At 71.7% G+C, this 14,487-nt stretch carries 14 protein-coding genes; 3 read left to right on the top strand and 11 right to left on the bottom strand.

Features of this window, described 5'->3' with window-relative positions; all coding sequences use genetic code 11:
• Positions 1–13 precede the first annotated feature (13 nt).
• The 10 genes from DFQ15_RS10560 to atzF form a co-directional block, all read right to left on the bottom strand.
• Positions 14–733, bottom strand: coding sequence for a GntR family transcriptional regulator (locus tag DFQ15_RS10560; protein WP_199399854.1), 720 nt, complete (start codon positions 731–733; stop codon positions 14–16).
• Between the two features lie 27 nt (positions 734–760).
• Positions 761–1,444, bottom strand: coding sequence for a cysteine hydrolase family protein (locus DFQ15_RS10555; protein WP_110465944.1), 684 nt, complete (start codon positions 1,442–1,444; stop codon positions 761–763).
• A complete protein-coding gene (locus DFQ15_RS10550; RefSeq protein ID WP_110465943.1) occupies positions 1,441–3,072 on the bottom strand; it encodes an ABC transporter ATP-binding protein in 1,632 nt (543 codons plus the stop codon). The genes DFQ15_RS10555 and DFQ15_RS10550 overlap by 4 nt, the downstream gene beginning before the upstream one ends.
• Positions 3,069–3,839 (bottom strand): biuret amidohydrolase, encoded by a 771-nt coding sequence (gene biuH, locus DFQ15_RS10545; protein ID WP_110465942.1) that lies wholly within the window; start codon positions 3,837–3,839, stop codon positions 3,069–3,071. The genes DFQ15_RS10550 and biuH overlap by 4 nt, the downstream gene beginning before the upstream one ends.
• Positions 3,836–4,873: a formamidase gene (locus tag DFQ15_RS10540; protein WP_110465941.1), complete on the bottom strand. Its 1,038-nt coding sequence runs from the start codon at positions 4,871–4,873 to the stop codon at positions 3,836–3,838. The genes biuH and DFQ15_RS10540 overlap by 4 nt, the downstream gene beginning before the upstream one ends.
• 19 nt (positions 4,874–4,892) lie before the next feature.
• Positions 4,893–5,834 carry an ABC transporter permease gene (locus tag DFQ15_RS10535; protein ID WP_110465940.1) on the bottom strand — a complete coding sequence of 314 codons (942 nt, stop codon included), beginning with the start codon at positions 5,832–5,834 and terminating at the stop codon, positions 4,893–4,895.
• A 61-nt stretch (positions 5,835–5,895) separates the two neighbouring features.
• Positions 5,896–6,969 carry an ABC transporter permease gene (locus tag DFQ15_RS10530; RefSeq protein ID WP_374941022.1) on the bottom strand — a complete coding sequence of 358 codons (1,074 nt, stop codon included), beginning with the start codon at positions 6,967–6,969 and terminating at the stop codon, positions 5,896–5,898.
• A gap of 20 nt (positions 6,970–6,989) precedes the next feature.
• On the bottom strand, positions 6,990–8,114 hold the full coding sequence (locus tag DFQ15_RS10525; RefSeq protein ID WP_110465939.1) for a BMP family ABC transporter substrate-binding protein: 1,125 nt from the start codon (positions 8,112–8,114) through the stop codon (positions 6,990–6,992).
• A gap of 70 nt (positions 8,115–8,184) precedes the next feature.
• Positions 8,185–8,556 carry an oxalurate catabolism protein HpxZ gene (hpxZ, locus tag DFQ15_RS10520; protein WP_110465938.1) on the bottom strand — a complete coding sequence of 124 codons (372 nt, stop codon included), beginning with the start codon at positions 8,554–8,556 and terminating at the stop codon, positions 8,185–8,187.
• A gap of 8 nt (positions 8,557–8,564) precedes the next feature.
• Complete coding sequence (gene atzF / locus DFQ15_RS10515; RefSeq protein WP_110465937.1) at positions 8,565–10,346, bottom strand: allophanate hydrolase; 1,782 nt, start codon at positions 10,344–10,346, stop codon at positions 8,565–8,567.
• A 263-nt stretch (positions 10,347–10,609) separates the two neighbouring features.
• On the opposite strand from atzF, the gene DFQ15_RS10510 reads away from it, so the two are divergent.
• Positions 10,610–11,248: an MBL fold metallo-hydrolase gene (locus DFQ15_RS10510; protein WP_110465936.1), complete on the top strand. Its 639-nt coding sequence runs from the start codon at positions 10,610–10,612 to the stop codon at positions 11,246–11,248.
• A gap of 27 nt (positions 11,249–11,275) precedes the next feature.
• On the opposite strand, the gene DFQ15_RS10505 is transcribed toward DFQ15_RS10510, so the two are convergent.
• Positions 11,276–12,151: a M48 family metallopeptidase gene (locus DFQ15_RS10505; protein ID WP_110465935.1), complete on the bottom strand. Its 876-nt coding sequence runs from the start codon at positions 12,149–12,151 to the stop codon at positions 11,276–11,278.
• Between the two features lie 31 nt (positions 12,152–12,182).
• Here DFQ15_RS10505 and DFQ15_RS10500 point away from each other — a divergent pair, with 31 nt between their 5' ends.
• Together DFQ15_RS10500 and DFQ15_RS10495 are read left to right on the top strand one after the other, a co-directional pair.
• On the top strand, positions 12,183–13,544 hold the full coding sequence (locus DFQ15_RS10500) for an AmpG family muropeptide MFS transporter (RefSeq protein WP_110465970.1): 1,362 nt from the start codon (positions 12,183–12,185) through the stop codon (positions 13,542–13,544).
• A 142-nt stretch (positions 13,545–13,686) separates the two neighbouring features.
• Entirely contained in the window at positions 13,687–14,409 is a 723-nt protein-coding gene (locus DFQ15_RS10495) for a response regulator transcription factor (RefSeq protein WP_110465934.1), read from the top strand.
• Positions 14,410–14,487: the final 78 nt, after the last annotated feature.

The following is a 14,487-nucleotide window of genomic DNA, read 5'->3' as shown; positions in this document are numbered from 1 at the left end:
ACGGGGGCGCGGCTCACGGGGTCGTGTTGGAGGCGGTGCGCGCCAGGTGCACCTGGTGCAGCGTGATCTTGCGCACCTCGGCCTGGCTGGCGGCGATGTGGTTCTGCAGCAGCCGCTTGGCCGTACCGGCGTGGCCGGCCAGCACCGCCTGCAGGATCGCGGAGTGCTCGTCGTAGGTGGCGATGATGCGCGGCGCCTGGGTGAAGTCGAGCCGGCGGATGATGCGGATCCGCTCGGTCACCTCGCGGTGTACCCGCGCCATCTCGGCATTGCCGGCGGCAGCCACCAGGACACAGTGAAACGCTTCGTCGCGCGCCGCCACCTCGTCGCGGTCGGTGCTGCGGGCCTCGGGGGCGACCAGCCAGAAGGCGGCCAGTTCGTCCAGCTGGCCGCGGTCCGACCGGGGGTCCTGGGCGCAGAGGCGGCGCACCGCCTCGGTCTCCAGCACGCGGCGCAGGTCGTAGAACTGCTCGAACTGCTCGAAATCGAAAGGCAGCACCCGCCAGCCGCTGCGAAACAGCACCTCGACGAAGCCCTCCTGCTGGAGCTGGAACAGCGCCTGGCGCACCGGCGTGCGGGACACGCCCAGGCGCTCGCTGATCTCGCTTTCGGTGAAGCGGTCGCCGGGCACCAGCCGGAAATCGGCGATGTCGCGCTTCAGGAGCGTATGCACCTCCTCGGCGCGGGAGCGGCGAGGCGCGGGCGGAAGAGTGGGGAGCGGAGTGGTCTGCACGGAGCCGATGGTAGTGCCGGACGGTGCTCAGCGAACAGCGGGCAGTGCCGCCAGCAGCGCGGCGCTGGGCGCCGTCCAGCCGACGATGGCGCCCTGGGCGCGCAGCATCTCCAGCGTGGCCTGCTTGAAGGCGGGGAAATAGCTCTCGGTGCAGTCCTCCAGCAGCAGGCCGTCGTAGCCGCGGTCGTTGGCCTCGCGCATGCTGGTCTGCACGCAGACCTCGGTGGTCACGCCCATGAAAAGCAGGTGGCCGATGCCGCGCTGCTGCAGCAGCGCCTTCAGGCCGGTGGCGTGGAAGGCGCCCTTGCCGGGCTTGTCGATCACCGTCTCGCTGTTCAGCGGCGCCAGCGCTGTGACGATCTCGCAGCCCGGCTCGCCCGCGACCAGGATGCGGCCCATCGGCCCCGCGTCGCCGATGCGCAGCGCGGGCGCGCCGCGCAGCCGCTTGGCCGGCGGGCAGTCCGACAGATCGGGCCGGTGCGCCTCGCGGGTGTGGACCACCATGCCGCCGACGGCACGCCAGGCCCGCAGCACCGCGGCGCAAGCGGGCACGATGGCCTGCAGCCGCGCCACGTCGTTGCCCAGCGCCGCGCCGAAGCCGCCCGGATCCAGGAAATCGCGCTGCATGTCGATCACGACCAGCGCGGTGCGGGCCGGCACGAAGCGGTAGGCGAAGGGATTCGCGTCGAGCGTGAGGGTGTCGTCGGTCATGGCGAAACGGGCGGCGAGGAAGGTTCCGAAGGGACCGGCGCGGCCGGCGAGTGGCCGCCCGCCATGTGGGCGCCGAGCTGGCGGCGGTCGGCGGCGGCGGCCGGGGTCTCGAAGACGATGCGGCCTTCGCTCATCACCACGATGCGGTCCGACAGGGCGAGCAGTTCGTCGAGGTCTTCGCTGACCAGCAGCACCGCGCCGCCGGCGTCGCGCACGCCGCGCAGCCGGGCATGGATGTCGCGTACCGCGGCGAAGTCGAGGCCGAAGACCGGGTTGGCGGCGATCAGCACCCGGATGTCGCCGTCGAGCTCGCGGGCCAGCACCGCGCGCTGCACGTTGCCGCCGGAGAGGCTGCGGATCGGCGCGTCTTCGCCGCGGGTCTTGACGCCGTAGGCGGCGATCCATTCGCGGGCGCGGCGGCGCCAGGCCGCTGTGCGCAGCCAGCCGGCGCGGGCATACGGAGCCTGGTCGAAGTCGCGCAGCGCCATGTTCTGGGCGACGCTCAGGTCGGCCACGCAGGCGTTGCGCAACGGCTCCTCGGGCAGGCTGCGCACCCGCAGGCGGCGATTCTCGGCGCGGCGGGCGCGCCAGTCCTCGCCCGCCACCCGCACGCGGCCGGCCAGGCGCGGCCGCTGACCCACCAGCGCCTCGACCAGCTCGCGCTGGCCGTTGCCCGACACGCCGGCCACGCCCAGGATCTCGCCGGCGCGCACCGCCAAGTCGATGCCGTGCAGCGCCCGGGTACCGCGGTCGCCCTGCGCGGCCAGGCCCTCTACCTGCAGCAGCAACGGCGCGCCGTCTGCTATGATTTTTATAGCTGCCGGTCGTCTTTCCAAGCCGGCTACAGGCACTTTTGATTCGGAAACGGCATCCTCGCCCATCATGGCGGCCGCCAGGGCGTCGCTGCGGGTGTCGGCCACCCGGCCGTGCAGCACCGCGCGGCCGCGGCGCAGCACGGTCACCGCGTCGGCATAGGCCTCGACCTCGCGGAACTTGTGGGTGATCAGCAGCACGCTGCAGGCGCCGCTGCGTGCGATGGCCCGCACATGGCCCAGCACCTCGTCGGCCTCCTGCGGGGTGAGGACCGAGGTGGGTTCGTCCAGGATCAGCAGCCGGGGGCGCAGGTAGAGCTGCTTGAGCAGCTCCAGCTTCTGCTTCTCGCCGGCTGCCAGCTCGGCCGGGCGGGCGTCCAGGTCCAGGCGGAACGGCGTGGTGGCCAGGAAGGCCTGCAGCGCGGCGCGCCGAGCCCGCCAGTCGATCAGGCCGGGCACCTGGCCGCCGGCCAGCAGCAGGTTCTCGGCCACGCTCATGCCGGGCGCCAGCGTGAAGTGCTGGTAGACCATGCCGATGCCCAGCGCCCGCGCGGCGGCGGGGCTGGCCACCTCGTGCTCGCGGCCGTCGAGCAGCAGGCTGCCCTCCTCCGCGCGCTGGAAGCCCGCGACGCACTTGACCAGGGTGCTCTTGCCGGCGCCGTTCTCGCCGAGCAGCGCATGCACGCTGCCGGGCGCCACGTCGAGCGACACATCGTCGAGCGCGGTGAAGGCGCCGAAGCGCTTGGTGAGGCGATAGGTGGAGAGCGCCAGCGCGCCGGTGCGCACCGGCAGGCCGCCGATCGGGGCGGCGCTCATGCGCGGTTCGCCGGCTCGCCGGCCTGCAGCAGGTCCAGCAGGGCCTGCGAGGTGGTGTGCGCGCCGAAGACGCCGCCCTGCATCGTGATCATCTTCAGCGCGGCGTCGTGGTTGCCGCGGTCGGTCGCGGCGGTGCAGTCGGACAGCACCAGGCATTCGAAGCCGCGGTCGTTGGCCTCTCGCATCGTGGTGTGCACGCAGACGTCGGTGGTGATGCCGGTCAGCACCAGGTTGGCGATGCCGCGGGTGCGCAGGATCAGCTCCAGGTCGGTGGCGCAGAAAGAGCCCTTGCCGGGCTTGTCGATCACCGTCTCGCCCGGCAGCGGGGCCAGCGCCGGGATGATCTCCCAACCCGGCTCGCCGCGCACCAGGATGCGGCCGCAGGGGCCGTCGTCGCCGATGCCGGTGCCGCCCGCGCCGATCTGGCGCGAACGCCAGCGCTTGTTGGCCGGCAGGTCCGACAGGTCGGGACGGTGGCCCTCGCGGGTGTGGATCACCATGAAGCCCTGGGCGCGCATGCAGGCCAGCACCCGGGCGATCGGCGCGATCGGCGCCTGCGTCAGCGACAGGTCGTAGCCCATCACGTCGACGTAGCCGCCCTTGCCGCAGAAGTCGGTCTGCATGTCGATCACGACCAGCGCGGTGTTGTCGGGCCGCAGCGCGCCGTCGTAGGGCCAGGGGTAGGGCTGGGCCGGGACGTAGCGGGCGGCAGCGGTGCCGGTGGCCGCGAGGCTGTTGGTGGTAGTGGCGATGGTAGTGGCGCTCATCGGACAGGCTCCTGCGGGCCGGGAACGAGGGGATGCTCTTCGGAGCCGCGGTAGGCCCGGGTGGGCGGCGCGAAGCCGCAGCCGCTGCCGTCGGTCACCTGCACCTGGTCGCCCCAGGGCAGGCGGTAGCGGCCGGCGGCCATGTCGTGCATGTAGGTGTAGGGGCAGTCCTGGGCGCCGCCCCGCACCGCCACGTAGCCGCGGTGGTAGAGCTGGTAGAGGTTGTTCTCGACGCCCCATCCGGTACGGGCCTCGCGCACCAGGTCGGGCCGCAGCTCGGCGGTGATGATCTCGTCCGGCCGGCCGCCGCCCTCGACCATCACCGTGCCGTCGAAGCTGCAGAACATGCCCTCGCCCATCGAGTCGAAGCTGCCGTCGCTGCCGCACATGCAGACGCTGGCGGTGTAGGCCAGGTTGCAGAAGGCGTTGGCCTGGTTGGTGATCTTCCAGGCGTGGCGGATCGGCGCGGTGTAGCCGGCGGTGCGCAGGATGATGTCGGCGCCCTTGTACGCGGCCTCGCGCGCCATCTCGGGGAACATGCCGTCGTGGCAGATGATCAGCGAGAGGCGGCTGCCGTTGGGGCCGTCGCAGACCGGCACGCCCAGGTTGCCCGGCTCCCACGGCTCGACCGGCACCCACGGGTGCAGCTTGCGATAGTAGAGCCGGATGGCGCCGGTGTCGTCGATGATCAGGCCGCTGTTGTAGGGGTTGCCGCCGGGGTTGGCCTCCATGATCGAGAAGCAGCCCCAGATGCGGTGCTCCATGCAGGCCGCCTGGAAGGCCGCGACCTCGGGGCCGTCGAGGCGGCACATGATCGCGGGGTCGGTGTCCATCGACAGGCCGTGCAGCGCGTATTCGGGGAACACCACCAGGTCCATCGCCTGCTGGTTGCGGCGGGCCTTGCCCACCAGCTCGCAGATGCGCAGCGTCTGCACCGCCAGCTGCGCGGGCGTCCGCACCACCGGCAGTTGCAGCTGCACCAGCCCCACGACCACGCCGTGCGCCGATTTGTTGAGTCCGCCGATTCCGCTCATGGAAGGTGTCCGATCGTCGTCAATGGGAAGAGGAGGAAGTGGAATACGCCGAGGTCAACTCGCCCGGCTGCCCCGGCACCGCGCGGCCGGGCCGGCAGGTGACGACCAGGATCAGCAGCGTCAGCGCGTACGGCACGGTATTGAACAGGTGGTAGCCCCAGCCGATGCCGACCGACTGCAGCGCGGGGCCGATCGCCCCCGCACCGCCGAAAATCAGCGCCGCGCCCACGCAGCGCAGCGGGCTCCAGCGGGCGAAGATCACCAGCGCCACCGCGATCAGGCCCTGCCCGCTGGAGATGCCCTCGTTCCAGCTGCCGGGATAGAAGAGCGTGAGCGAGGCGCCTCCCAGCCCCGCGATGCATCCGCCGAGCGCGGTGGCCGCGATGCGCGCGCCCGCCACCGGATAGCCCAGCGCCCGCGCCGCGTCGGCCGAATCGCCCGCCAGCCGCACCAGCAGCCCGGCGCGGGTGCGCGCCAACCCCCACCACATCGCCACCGCCATCAGAATGCCCAGCGGCAGCAGCGGATTGATCAGCAGCGCCTGGCGCACCGCCGGCACCTCGCTCCACGCGCCCAGCGCCAGCGCCGGCAGCTGCGCCGCCTGCGGTTGGATCAGCGGCTTGCCCAGGTAGAACGCCAGCCCGGTGCCGAGCAGCATCAGCGCGATGCCGACCGCGACGTCGCTCACCCGCGGCAGGGCGCACAGCAGGCCGTGCAGCGTGGCCAGCAGGCCGCCCGCGCAGGCGCCGGCCAGCACGCCCGTCCACGGCGAGCCGCTGGCCCAGGCGCCGCCGAAGGCGGCCATCGCCGACAGCACCAGCACGCCCTCCAGGCCCAGGTTGATCCGACCCGATGTCTCGGTGAGGCATTCGCCCAGGCTCACGAACAGGAAGGGCACGCCCACCCGCAGCGCGCCGCCGAAGATGGCGGCCAGCAGCACGGTCCACTGGTCGGCGGTCATCGAAGCACCTCCGTGCCGCGCACTGCGGTGCGAACTCCCGTCGGGGCGGCCGGGCGGGGGATCATGGGGCCACCGCCTTCTCCCGTGCCGCCGGCACGCCGCGCCCGGGCCAGGCCCAGGGGTGGCCGCGCAAGGTCTCGCTGGCCAGGATCAACACGAAGGCGATGCCCTGCAGCACCAGCATCGACGCGTCGGGCATGCCCAGGCGGCGCTGCAGCAGGCTGCCCGCCGCGCCGAAACCGCCGAACACGATGGCCACCGGGACGATCGCCAGCGGGTTGTGCCGCGCGATGAAGGCCACCAGGATACCGGCGTAGCCGTAGCCCGCGATCAGCGCCGCGTTGGCGCTGCCGTGCACCGCCGTCACCTCGACCGCGCCGGCCAGGCCCGCGCAGGCGCCGCCCAGCGCGCAGGCCAGCAGCACCAGTCGGGTGGCCGGCAGGCCCACCAGCTGTGCCGCGCGCGGATTGCCGCCCACCACCCGCACCGCGAAGCCCGACACGGTGCCGCGCAGCCACAGGCCCAGGCCCACGCAGGCCAGCACGCCCAGCACCAGGCCCCAGTGCACGTCGGAGCCGCCGATGCCGCCGATCAGCAAGCCTTCGGCCAGCGGCGGCGTGGAGGGCTTGTTGAGGCTGGCCGGATCGCGCAGCGGCCCCTCCACCAGGTGGCGGAACAGGCCCACCGCCACGTAGGCGAGCAGCAGGCTGCCGATGGTCTCGTTGACGCCGCGCGCCTGGCGCAGCCAGCCGGCAAGCGCCGTCCAGCCCGCACCGACCAGCGCGCCGGCGGCGCAGAGCACCGCGGTGCCGGCGATGTTGGCCGGCAGCGGCAGCCACTGCGGCAGCACCGCGCAGGCCAGGCCGCCCAGCACCAGCGCGCCCTCGCCGCCGATCACGATCAGCCCGGCGCGCGCCGGGATCGCCACGCACAGCGCGGCCAACATCAGCGGGGCCGCGCGCTGCAGCGTGTTCTGCCAGGCGAAGGCGCTGCCGAAGGCGCCGGTGAACAGCGTGCGCCACACCTCCACCGGCGACGCGCCGCCGAGCCCCGCCAGCGCGCCGAACAGCAGCAGCGCGGCGCCCACCGCCAGCACCGGCAGGGCGATATCTCGGGAAGTCTCGCGCAGGGACATGGATGCCTGTCGTGCCCCGGTCAGATGCTGCCCACCACGCCTTCGACGAGGTAGTTCATCTTCTCCAGTTCGATGTCGGTCTGGCCGTAATTCTTGCCGGCGGGCACCACCACCTTGCCCCGGTTGTCCTTCAGGCCGCCGGTGAAGATGTCGAAGCCGCCCGCCATCATCTTCGCCTTGATCGCATCGGCCTGCTTGCGCGCGGCCTCGCTCACGGCCGGGCCGTAGGCCGACATGCGCACATAACCGTCCTTCAGGCCGCCGCGCAGGAAGTTGGGATGCGGCTTGCCCGACTGCGCGGCGTTGACGAAAGCCCGGTAGGCGGTGATCCAGTTCCATTCGGCACCCGTCAGGTAGGCCTGCGGCGCCAGCTTGGCCTGGCTGGCGTGGTAGCCGCAGACCGACTTGCCGCGCTTGGCGGCCGTCTCGACGATCACCTTCGGGCCGTCGACGTGCATCGTGAACACGTCCACGCCCTGGTCGGCCAGGCTGTTGGTGGCCTCGGCCTCCTTGACCGGCAGCGACCAGTCGCCGGTGAAGATCACGTGGCAGGTGATGCCCGGCTTGACCGAGCGCGCGCCGAGCGTGAAGGCGTTGATGTTGCGCAGCACCTGCGGAATCGGCTTGGCCGCGACGAAACCTATCTTGTCGCTCTTGGTGGCGTGCGCCGCCACCACGCCGTTCAAGAACTGGCACTCCTCGATATAGCCGAAGAAGCTGCCCACGTTCTTGGGGTGCTTGCCCTCGGTCCAGAGGCCGCCGCAGTGGGCGAAGCGCACGTCGGGGTTCTTGGCCGCAACCGCCAGCACATGCGGATCGAAGTAGCCGAACGAGGTGGGAAACAGCAGCTGCGCGCCGTCCTGGGCGATCATGCCGCCCATCGCCTTCTGCACGGCGGAGGTCTCGGGCACGTTCTCCTCCTCGACCACCTTCACGCCGGGCATCTTCTTCAATTCGGCCGCGGCCTGCGCGTGCGACTGGTTGTAGCCGTAGTCGTCGCGCGGACCGACATAGACCACGCCGACGGTCAGCGGCTTCTGGGCGCGGGCCGCCGTGCCCCAGGCGCCGAGCGTGCCGGCGGCCCCCAGGGCAACGAGGGTCTTCAGGGAATCGCGGCGGGAAGCGGAAGAGAAGGAGTGCGTCATGGAAAGCTCCTGAGGGGGACGAGGAAGAAAACGAGAGAGAAGGAATTAGACACGGTCGGCGCCGGGCCGCTCACAGCAGGCTCACATGCGCCGCCACCACGCGCCAGCCGTCGGCCATGCGCACCCAGGTCTGGCTCTGGCGGCCTTCGGCGTCGCCGCCTTCGCGGCGGAACTCGAGGTTGCTGGTCGCGAAATCGCGGCCGTAGGTGGTGACCACGTGGCGCAGCACGGTGCGCGGCGGGCTCTGCACCGGCAGCGCGGCGCGGAACGCGCGGATCGCCTCGAAGCCGTACTGGTTGCCGGTGTCGCCGTAGCGCAGGGTATGCGGGCTTTGCCAGAACAGGCCGTCGAGCACCGCCACGTCGTTGGCCATAAGCGCGGCCTCGTAGTGGGCGCAGACGGCCTGCACTTCGGCCAGGATCTCGGGCAGGTTGGTGTCCATCGGGTGTTTCATGCAGCGGTGGGAATCGGGGCAACGGCGGCCGCGCGGGCCGCCACGTAGGCGCGCCAGCCGCCGTGCGCGCTGACGTCTTCGGCGCCCTGCAGCGCGTGGCCTTCGCAGACGAAGCCGTGCACCCAGCGGCCGTCGGCCAGCTCCACGCTGCCGAGCGCCAGCGGTGCCGGCACCAGCGCCAGGAAGCTGCCGACCTGGGCCAGCGGCACCTGCCAGACCTCGAGCGCGATCGCGGTGCCGCCCGCTTCGCCGTCGGCCAGGCGGCGCAGGCCGGGCTTGGGCGGCACGGTGCCGGGCAGCGCATGCAGCCGGTAGCGCGCAGTGGTGACGGTAGTCTCCTGCAGCCGCGCGCCGCGCGAGCTCAGCTGGCCGTTGAGCGGCAGGCCCGACAGATGGGCGCCCACCACCGCCAGCGCCAGGTGGGTGGCGGGTGTCGGCTGCAGCGCGGCGACGGGTACCGGCGCCGGCAGCGGCCGGCCGGTGGCGCCCTGCGGCAGGCCGGAGGCGTGGTGGAAGCGCTGGCCCAGGTCGGCCAGCTGCCAGTCGCTGCCGGCGCGCCCGACCAGGGTAATGCCGAAGGGCAGGCCGTCGGGCCGCAGGCAGGCCGGCACCGAGAGCGCAGCGTAGTCGAGCAGGTTGACGAAGTTGGTGTAGCGGCCCAGCTCCCGGTTGCGCGCGACCGGTGCGGCGCGCATCGCCTCCACCGTGCAGTGCGTCGGCGCGGTCGGCAGGCAGAGCAGGTCGACCCGCTCCCACATCGGCAGCGCCTGCGCGGCCAGGGCCTGCAGCCGGTGCTGGGCGTCGAACACGTCGGCCGCGCCATAGCGCTGGCCGGCGGCGAGGATCGAGCGCACCGGCTCGATGACCGCATCGGCATGGCCGTCGAAGAAATCGCGCACCGCAGCGTAGCGCTCGGCCACCAGGGCGCTGTCGTAGAGCAGCGCGGCGGCGGCGGCGAGCGGCGCGTAGTCGATCGCGACGCGACGGCCGCCCAGGGCCTCCAGCCGCGCGCAGGCGTCGGCGAAGGCGGCCTCGGCCAGGGTGTCGCCGTAGAACTCCAGCGTCGCCGGAACGCCGAAGCGGAAGGCGGCCGGCAACGGTGCGCGGGCCATCGGAAGCGCACGCGAATACGGGTCCTGCGGATCGTGGGCAATGGCCGCCTCCAGCACCTGCACCACCACCGCCACGGTGCGCGCCAGGATCGACACGCAGTCGACGCTCTGCGCCGCCGGCAGCACGCCACGGGCGCTGAGCAGGCCCTTGCTGGGCTTCAGGCCGACGATGTTGTTGAGCCCCGCCGGCACCCGGCCGGAGCCCGCGGTATCGGTGCCCAGCGCGAAATCCACCTGGCCGCTGGCCACCACGTAGGCCGAACCCGAGCTGGAGCCGCCGCTGACGTAGCGCCCGTCGAGCGCATTGGGCACCGCGCCGTAGGGCGAGCGGGTGCCGTTCAGGCCGCAGGCGAACTGGTCCAGATTGGTCTTGCCGCGCAGCGCGGCACCGGCCTGCAGCAGGCGCTCGACGAGCGCCGCATGGGTTTGCGGCGTGTAGGCGAACGCGGGACAGGCGGCGGTGGTCGGCACGCCGGCCACGTCGATATTGTCCTTGGCGGCGAACACCAGGCCGGCCAGCGGGCCCGCGGCCGCGCCGGCCAGGTCGGTATCGAAACGGGCGATCCAGGCGGCCGCGGGCTGGGCCGGCAGGTCGGCCGGCACAGGCCGCACGGCAGGCGAGCTGCCCGCCGGTCCGGAGAATGAAGAGAAATCGCTGTGCACCATGGCTAAGAATCCAAACATGTACACAAGAAAATACGCAAGGGCCGTGCCATGAATTTTCATTCTGCGACGGCCCTCCGTCCGGACAATCGAATGCTATCGATTAAATAGCACAAGGCCGTCATTCCGAAACGGCTGGAGCAACTTTCGTCCCGATATCGGGTTGCCCGTCACGCGCGCCTGTCCGCCCCCGACCGGTGCCCTCGCCCCATGAACGGGCGCCACCACGGTGCCCGCGCCGGCACCGCCACGGCGACAATCGGCCGATGCTCCAGTACCGTACCCTCCCAGTCACCGCCTTCCACCAGAACTGCTCGCTCCTCTGGGACGACGCCACGATGCAAGGCGTGCTGATCGATCCGGGAGGCGACGTGCCCCTGCTGATCGCCGCCGCCGAGGAACTGGGCGCGACGCTCACCCAGATCTGGCTCACCCATGCGCACATCGACCATGCGGGCGGCGTCGCCGAGCTGGTTGCCCGCCGCGGTCTGCCGGTGATCGGCCCGCATCCCGACGACCAGTTCCTGATCGACGGCCTGGCCGAGCAGGCCCGCGCCTATGGCTTCCCGCCGGCCGGCGTCTTCCTGCCCCAGCGCTGGCTGCAAGGCGGCGACACCGTCGCCCTCGGCGAGCATGTGTTCCAGGTGCGGCACTGCCCCGGCCACTCGCCGGGCCACGTGGTCTTCCATAACTCTGAAATGAACCGCGCCTTCGTCGGCGACGTGCTCTTCGCAGGATCGGTCGGCCGCACCGATTTCCCCCGCAGCGACCCGCAGGCGCTGATCCGCAGCATCGTGACCCAGCTCTGGCCCTTGGGCGACGCCACCGTTTTCGTACCCGGCCACGGCCCGGAGAGTACCTTCGGCCGGGAACGCAGGAGCAATCCGTACGTCGGCGGGACCTGAGCGCAACGTTCGATCGCGGGCGGTGTATCAGCCCTTGCGCCTGGCCTGCTCGTACAGCGGCTCCACCTTCGGCACGTTGGCCTGCAGTTCGCGGATGCGGTCGGGGCCCGAGGGGTGGGTGGAGAGGAAATTGGGACCGCCGGCGGTGCCGCTGGTCTTGCCCATCTTTTCCCACAGCGATACGGCCGATTGCGGATCGAAACCCGCCCGGGCGGCCAGCTCCAGGCCGACGATGTCGGCATCGGTCTCGTCGGCGCGGCTGAAGCGCAGGGTGAGCAGCTCGCCGCCAAGGCCGGTCACGGTCTGGCCGATCTGGCCCAGGCCGAGCAGTTGCGAGATGGCCGAGACGCCCAGCTGGGTGGCCTGCGTCTTGGCGACGCGGGCGCGGGCATGTTCGCGCAAGGCATGGGCCATTTCGTGGCCCATGATCATCGCGGTCTCGTCGTCGGTGAGCTTCAGCTGGTCGAGGATTCCGGTATAGAAGGCGATCTTGCCGCCGGGCATGCAGAAGGCGTTGATCTGTCTGCTGCCGATCAGGTTGACCTCCCACTTCCAGTTGCGGGAGCGGTCGTTCCACTGGGCGGCGTACGGGATGATCCGCTGCGAGATGGCGCGCAGCCGCACCACCTGCGGATGGCTGTCGGGCGCCAGCGCGTTCTGAGCACGGGCCTGGGCCATCAGCTCGGGGTACTGCTGGGCGGCGGCCTGCTCCAACGTCTCGGCGGGCACCAGGCCGCGCAGGCGAGAGCCCCGGCCGACGTCGACCTGGGCCAGCGCGGCGGAGGCGCCGCCGGCCGCCACCAGAGCGGTGAAGCCGCGGCGGGTCCAGGCGCGGGAGGAAAGGCCGCTGTCGCCGGCAAGTGCGGCGGGGGCGGCTGTCTTGAGGTCGCAAAGTCGGCACATGCGGCCAATAATAGGCAGAACCATGGATCACATGTCGGACAGCATCCCCAACGCGGCCGCAGCGCCCCCGCCCTCCCCCGCTTCCGTGGCGCCGTCGCCGCAGCGCCGCTCGTGGCGCGCGGCGTTTCGCGTCTACCGGGAGCCGGCCAGCCTGCGGATGGCGGCCCTCGGCTTCACCGCCGGGCTGCCGCTGCTGCTGGTGCTGGGCACCCTCAGCTTCTGGCTGCGCGAGGCGGGCATCGACCGCACCACCATCGGCTACCTGAGCTGGGTGGGCCTGGCCTATGCGTTCAAGTGGGTCTGGGCTCCGCTGGTGGACCGCATGCCGATCCCGCTGCTGACCCGTGCGCTCGGCCGCCGGCGCAGCTGGTTGCTGCTGGCGCAGTGCGTGGTGGTGGCCGGCCTGGTGGGCATGGCGCTGCACGATCCGCGGGCCGACCTGGGGCCGGTGGTCTGGTGCGCGCTGGCGGTGGCTTTCGGCTCGGGCACGCAGGACATCGCGCTGGATGCGTTCCGGATCGAATCGGCCGACGTCGACAGGCAGGCGGCCCTGGCCGCGACCTACCAGACCGGCTACCGGCTGGCGATGATCTGGGCCGGCGCCGGCGCGCTGTGGATCGCGGCGCGGGCCGAGACGGCGGGCCCGGCCGGCTACCAGCCGGGCGCCTGGTCGGCCGCGTATTGCGCGATGGCCGCGTCGATGGCGATCGGCATCGCGACGGTGCTGTTCTCGCCCGAACCGGCACCGCGCGGCCTGCCGCCGGCCCGCGACGCGGCCGAGTGGCTGCGCGGCGCGCTGGTCGACCCGTTCGCCGACTTCATCCGCCGCTACCGCGGCCAGGCCCTGCTGATCCTGGCGCTGATCGCCACCTACCGCATCAGCGACGTGGTGATGGGCATCATGGCCAACCCGTTCTACGTCGACATGGGCTTCACCAAGGACGAGGTGGCCAGCGTCACCAAGGTCTACGGCGTGGCGATGACCCTGGCCGGCGCGTTCCTGGGCGGCGCGCTGACGATGCGGGTGGGGGTGATGCGGGTGCTGATGCTGGGCGCGGTGCTGTCGTCGCTCTCCAACCTGCTCTTCGCCTGGCTGGGTACGCGCGGGCACGACGTGGCGGGGCTGGTCGCGGTGGTCTCGGCCGACAACCTGGCCGGCGGCATCGCCTCGGCCGCCTTCATCGCCTACCTGTCGGCGCTGACCAACATCCGGTATTCGGCCACGCAGTACGCCCTCTTCAGTTCGATGATGCTGCTGCTGCCCAAATGGCTGGCCGGCTTCTCGGGCGTGTACGTCGATGCGCACGGCTACGGCGCCTTCTTCACGATGACCGCCGTGCTGGGCTTGCCGGTGCTGGTGCTGGTCGCCCTGGCGAGCCGCGCCCGAATGTGAGAAGAAAAGGCCCGAGCCCGGCGTACGGCGCCGACCATAAGCTATATATTTAATAGCATCCAGCCTGCGCCGAACACCACCGTTTACCCAACTTTACGGTGCCTTCAACCGAACCCCCGACCACCGGCACGAGCATGCACCCATGAGCACACCCAGTCCCACGCGCCTTTTGATGATAGAAGACGACGCCCGTCTGGCGGAGATGGTGGGCGAGTACCTGACCCAGTCGGGCTTCGAGATCGCACACGCGGTCGACGGCCTGAGCGGCCTGGCGCAGGTCCAGGGCGACGGGCCGGTGCCCGATCTGGTGATCCTCGACCTGATGCTGCCCGACATCGACGGGCTGGAGGTCTGCCGCCGCATCCGCGCGCTCTCCAGCGGCGCCTCCCGTGTGCCGGTGCTGATGCTCACCGCCAAGGGCGATCCGATGGACCGGATCATCGGCCTGGAAATGGGTGCCGACGACTACCTGCCCAAGCCCTTCGAGCCGCGCGAACTGCTGGCCCGCATCCGCGCCATCCTGCGCCGCCGCGGCGACGGCGCCGCCCCTTCGGCCCGCACCTTGCGCTTCGGCACCCTGGAGATCGACCGCGACGCCCGCGCGGTCACCGTCGGCAACCAGGCCTGCGAGCTGACCTCCTACCAGTTCGACCTGCTGGTCGCGCTGGCCGAGCGGGCCGGCCGGGTGCTGAGCCGCGACCAGATCATGGAAGCGGTGCGCGGCCGCGAGCTGGAGGCCTTCGACCGCTCGATCGACGTGCACATGGGCCGCATCCGCGCGGCGATCGAGGTCGATGCCAAGAACCCCAAGCGCATCCTGACGGTGCGCGGCGTGGGCTACGTCTTCGCCAAACAGCAGGATTGAGCATACCCCCAGGCTGCGCACCGCGTGTCTTCGCCTACCCCCTTGCAGGGGGCACCACCGGCGGACCGGCGGAGCCGG

Origin of the sequence: Xylophilus ampelinus (assembly GCF_003217575.1) — a bacterium.
In the GTDB taxonomy this organism is placed as follows: Bacteria; Pseudomonadota; Gammaproteobacteria; order Burkholderiales; family Burkholderiaceae_C; genus Xylophilus; species Xylophilus ampelinus.
Note: the sequence above shows the minus strand (reverse complement) of the source record. Positions and strands in the feature narration are given on the sequence as shown.

Coding starts and splice junctions, on each gene's coding strand:
- DFQ15_RS10555 (WP_110465944.1), bottom strand. CDS start 1,444: ATGACCGACGACACCCTCACGCTCGACGCGAATCCCTTCGCCTACCGC.
- DFQ15_RS10550 (WP_110465943.1), bottom strand. CDS start 3,072: ATGAGCGCCGCCCCGATCGGCGGCCTGCCGGTGCGCACCGGCGCGCTG.
- biuH (WP_110465942.1), bottom strand. CDS start 3,839: ATGAGCGCCACTACCATCGCCACTACCACCAACAGCCTCGCGGCCACC.
- DFQ15_RS10540 (WP_110465941.1), bottom strand. CDS start 4,873: ATGAGCGGAATCGGCGGACTCAACAAATCGGCGCACGGCGTGGTCGTG.
- DFQ15_RS10535 (WP_110465940.1), bottom strand. CDS start 5,834: ATGACCGCCGACCAGTGGACCGTGCTGCTGGCCGCCATCTTCGGCGGC.
- DFQ15_RS10530 (WP_374941022.1), bottom strand. CDS start 6,969: ATGTCCCTGCGCGAGACTTCCCGAGATATCGCCCTGCCGGTGCTGGCG.
- DFQ15_RS10525 (WP_110465939.1), bottom strand. CDS start 8,114: ATGACGCACTCCTTCTCTTCCGCTTCCCGCCGCGATTCCCTGAAGACC.
- hpxZ (WP_110465938.1), bottom strand. CDS start 8,556: ATGGACACCAACCTGCCCGAGATCCTGGCCGAAGTGCAGGCCGTCTGC.
- atzF (WP_110465937.1), bottom strand. CDS start 10,346: ATGGTGCACAGCGATTTCTCTTCATTCTCCGGACCGGCGGGCAGCTCG.
- DFQ15_RS10510 (WP_110465936.1), top strand. CDS start 10,610: ATGCTCCAGTACCGTACCCTCCCAGTCACCGCCTTCCACCAGAACTGC.
- DFQ15_RS10505 (WP_110465935.1), bottom strand. CDS start 12,151: ATGTGCCGACTTTGCGACCTCAAGACAGCCGCCCCCGCCGCACTTGCC.
- DFQ15_RS10500 (WP_110465970.1), top strand. CDS start 12,183: ATGTCGGACAGCATCCCCAACGCGGCCGCAGCGCCCCCGCCCTCCCCC.
- DFQ15_RS10495 (WP_110465934.1), top strand. CDS start 13,687: ATGAGCACACCCAGTCCCACGCGCCTTTTGATGATAGAAGACGACGCC.